General features: G+C 40.9%; 5 protein-coding genes. 1 reads left to right on the top strand and 4 read right to left on the bottom strand.

Translation table 11 applies throughout. The annotated features are described in order from the left end of the window. Positions 1-124 precede the first annotated feature (124 nt). Entirely contained in the window at positions 125-451 is a 327-nt protein-coding gene (locus tag ACFIL2_RS06495; RefSeq protein ID WP_273791640.1) for a HigA family addiction module antitoxin, read from the bottom strand. 33 nt (positions 452-484) lie between these two features. Next, the gene (locus tag ACFIL2_RS06500) at positions 485-760 is read right to left on the bottom strand and encodes a type II toxin-antitoxin system RelE/ParE family toxin (protein ID WP_375680466.1); all 276 of its coding nucleotides are present in this window, start codon (positions 758-760) and stop codon (positions 485-487) included. 119 nt (positions 761-879) lie between these two features. Here ACFIL2_RS06500 and ACFIL2_RS06505 point away from each other — a divergent pair, with 119 nt between their 5' ends. Next, the gene (locus ACFIL2_RS06505; RefSeq protein ID WP_375680467.1) at positions 880-1,059 is read left to right on the top strand and encodes a hypothetical protein; all 180 of its coding nucleotides are present in this window, start codon (positions 880-882) and stop codon (positions 1,057-1,059) included. A 327-nt stretch (positions 1,060-1,386) separates the two neighbouring features. Here the strand turns inward: ACFIL2_RS06505 and ACFIL2_RS06510 are convergent, their stop codons facing one another. Both ACFIL2_RS06510 and ACFIL2_RS06515 read right to left on the bottom strand, forming a co-directional pair. Continuing rightward, positions 1,387-1,599 (bottom strand): hypothetical protein, encoded by a 213-nt coding sequence (locus tag ACFIL2_RS06510; protein WP_375680468.1) that lies wholly within the window; start codon positions 1,597-1,599, stop codon positions 1,387-1,389. 9 nt (positions 1,600-1,608) lie between these two features. Then, on the bottom strand, positions 1,609-2,967 hold the full coding sequence (locus ACFIL2_RS06515) for a Bgr_08870 family protein (protein WP_375680469.1): 1,359 nt from the start codon (positions 2,965-2,967) through the stop codon (positions 1,609-1,611). Between the last annotated feature and the right edge of the window lies 1 nt (position 2,968).

The following is a 2,968-nucleotide window of genomic DNA, read 5'->3' on the forward strand; positions in this document are numbered from 1 at the left end:
CGAACCGCCACATAGCATGGATTCTTTGTTGCGCGCTTATGAACCAAATTTCGAGAGCCCTATTAAAAAGGTTGCTTAAGTAAAAAACATGTTTTATCTCCTCGTCTTTAGGGCGGGGAGGTAGTTAATGGCTCTGTTCCATTTGTATATCCACTTTATTAGCTGTTAGCGTTGGAATAGAAGAGACATCAATGTCCCTCAAGGCATGCCATGTATCATAATTGGCTTGAAGCTGTAGCCAAAGGGCTGGTCCATTTCCTAACAATTTACCAATGCGAGCTGCTGTTACAGCTGTGACTGGACGTTCTCCTTTAAGGATACCGTGCAAGTGCTGGCGTGATATTTGAAGAATCCTAGCAATTTCGGTTTTGCTTGCATTTAAATGTTCTAAGGATTCAGCTAAAATTTCTCCTGGATGAGAAGGACAACGATTAGGATTACGTGTAGTCATGGATAGTTTCCTTTACAATTAATCTTAAAACCTTCAGTGGTATTGCTCTAGATCAACATGGTAAACATGTCTGTCTTTAAATTCAAAAGTGATACACCAAGGACCATTGATATGAATTGTGTAGCGAGTTGGAGTAAAGCCTTTAAGCATATGAAAATTATAACCTGGTACATTGATATCATTAACTTGAGAAGCTGCGTCAAGGGTATCAAGACGGCGAATAATACGCTGTTGAAGCCTGCTATCAATCTTACTTTTTCCTGTTTCCCAGAGAGATTGTAGGTCTTTATTTTTAAATGTTTTGATCATAGCAAATTCAGTAACATCATTTTAAATAGAATGTAATGTATTAAGTGACAAGTGTCAACAAAAATGTTACAATTTAATACGGTTGATGCCAATACTGTAGAACTGAAGGAATGTAAGAAATGAACATCAAACCTATTCGCACTGAACAAGATTATCAAGAAGCCTTAGAAATTGTGTCAGCAATGTTTGATAAGCAACCTAAAGAGAATACTCTAGAATTTGATAGAATGAAAACTCTTGTTTTGTTAATTGAAGCTTATGAAACAGAGCACTATCCTGTTTCTCCACCTCATGCGTAAAGAGAAGAATAGGTGCATGGAGGGGATAAATTTGCACGTTAACATCAAGGATTTTACAAACATACCAACGGCTGTCTGATCAAATATTGCTAAAAACTTAGATCCCTTGCCATTCTTAATAAAGTGAATACGAAGTTTAAATTCTATTGTCATTTTGCTCTCCAAATTAATGAAGAGACCATAACAATCATCTACACTCTCTCATAAGACTGACACTGTCAGTCAAAAAAGCCCTTTAAAGGGCTTTGAAAGAGCTTTAAAGGGGATTTTAAAAACATACAAAGCCAGCTTATACAACAAGCATCATTAACACTATTGTTTGAGTGCCTAAGCTTCTTCACCTTTTTCTTGTGATTTATGGCTAAGCTCTGCCATTGTTTCTTTATCCACCATGGGAGGAGAAAACACTCCGTCCTTATAAGTCCAGCCAATTTGTGCTTCACTTGAGGGGATCGCTTCACCATCAAAGGCGTGAACATAATCTTCTGAGGCTACAATAATATTTGTTACCACACCATTTTCAACAACTGCATATTTCATAAAAAACTCCTAGATAAAAAATCTCAACAAGATTGCTCCGTCACCACCATTGCCGCCATCTCCACCAGATTTTCCTGGAAAGTAGCCACCGCCACCGCCGCTGGTAAAACCATTTCCATCACCACCATTGCCGCCTTTCCCACTGTACCCCCCTTTTGCGATACCATCACTGCAACCACCACCAGCACCACCATAAATAGAGCTTCCACCATGTCCAATGTTTGTTTTATAGACAATAAAGGGGCCGTCGTTACTTCTATAGTATGCGTAGCCACCACCACTCCCGCCACCGAAAGTAGAACTACTGCCATTGACGCTGGTATTGCTAGAGTAATAGCTGCCACCGCTACCGCCGCGACCACTGCTGTTGGCACTTCCTTCACTGCCACTAGTTGCGTATCCATAATATCCACCACCTCCGCCACCGCCTGCGGTAAGAAGTCCCTGAATTATTGTTTGACCACCTATGCCTCCCCTCTCGTTATTACCGCCTTTCCCACCACGTCCAATTTGAGCATTTTTTGAGTTTCCCAGCTGGTATCCTTTGATTTTAATACGTACGCAACCGCCGCCACCTCCACCACCGCCTTTTATATTACTGCCGCCTCCACCGCCACCCCACGCCCATATTTCAATATCGGTGTAGCTAGTAACACTATCAGGAAATGGAATGGGTCCACTTTCTGTCATGAGGATTTCAAGGGGATTAAGCGCGGTAACTTCTTTCAGTTTTGCAATCTCATTGCGTATTTTTTGAAGGACAGTGGTAGCCTCATCTTTTGTGTAAAGTGCCTTACCATCAACAGTTGCTGGACCTCTAAGCATGCTTCCACTTGCACTTAGACTTGTCACAACTTTATTATTGTGGGTGAGATTAAACGACGAATTACCTAACAGCTCTAAGCCACCACTCATTGTAACTTTGCTGGTAAATTTATTGTAATTTTTCCATTCATTGGGACTTGTGAGGCGTCCATAGCTTGTGAGATCTTGATTGATCTTGGCTCTAAAATCGTCAAGACCCACGATATCTTCGGTTTTATGTTGATGCGCGCCTAACAGTGAGACAGCACTGCCAAAGGTAAAGTTATTATTGCTTGATTTATAGAGAACATAATTATTTGAGGCATCTTTGGCGCCCTCGATATCGCTTAAATCGGCAAAAGTGAAGGTTTTATCCACTGCCATCTTGGCTTCAAGAGCTGTTTTAAGACCATTAACATCCCCTATTGTGTGTTTGTGCTGTAAAGGTGCCTTTTCGTCTACTTTTTCCTCAACTTCTACAAGCGCTTGATCAATTTTGGTCAAGTTTTCGCGCAAGATGGGGAATTCAGAACTGATAAAACGCCCTTCTTTAGGCAATTCCATG

Source organism: Bartonella sp. AP30XZML, assembly GCF_042195945.1.
GTDB lineage: Bacteria > Pseudomonadota > Alphaproteobacteria > Rhizobiales > Rhizobiaceae > Bartonella.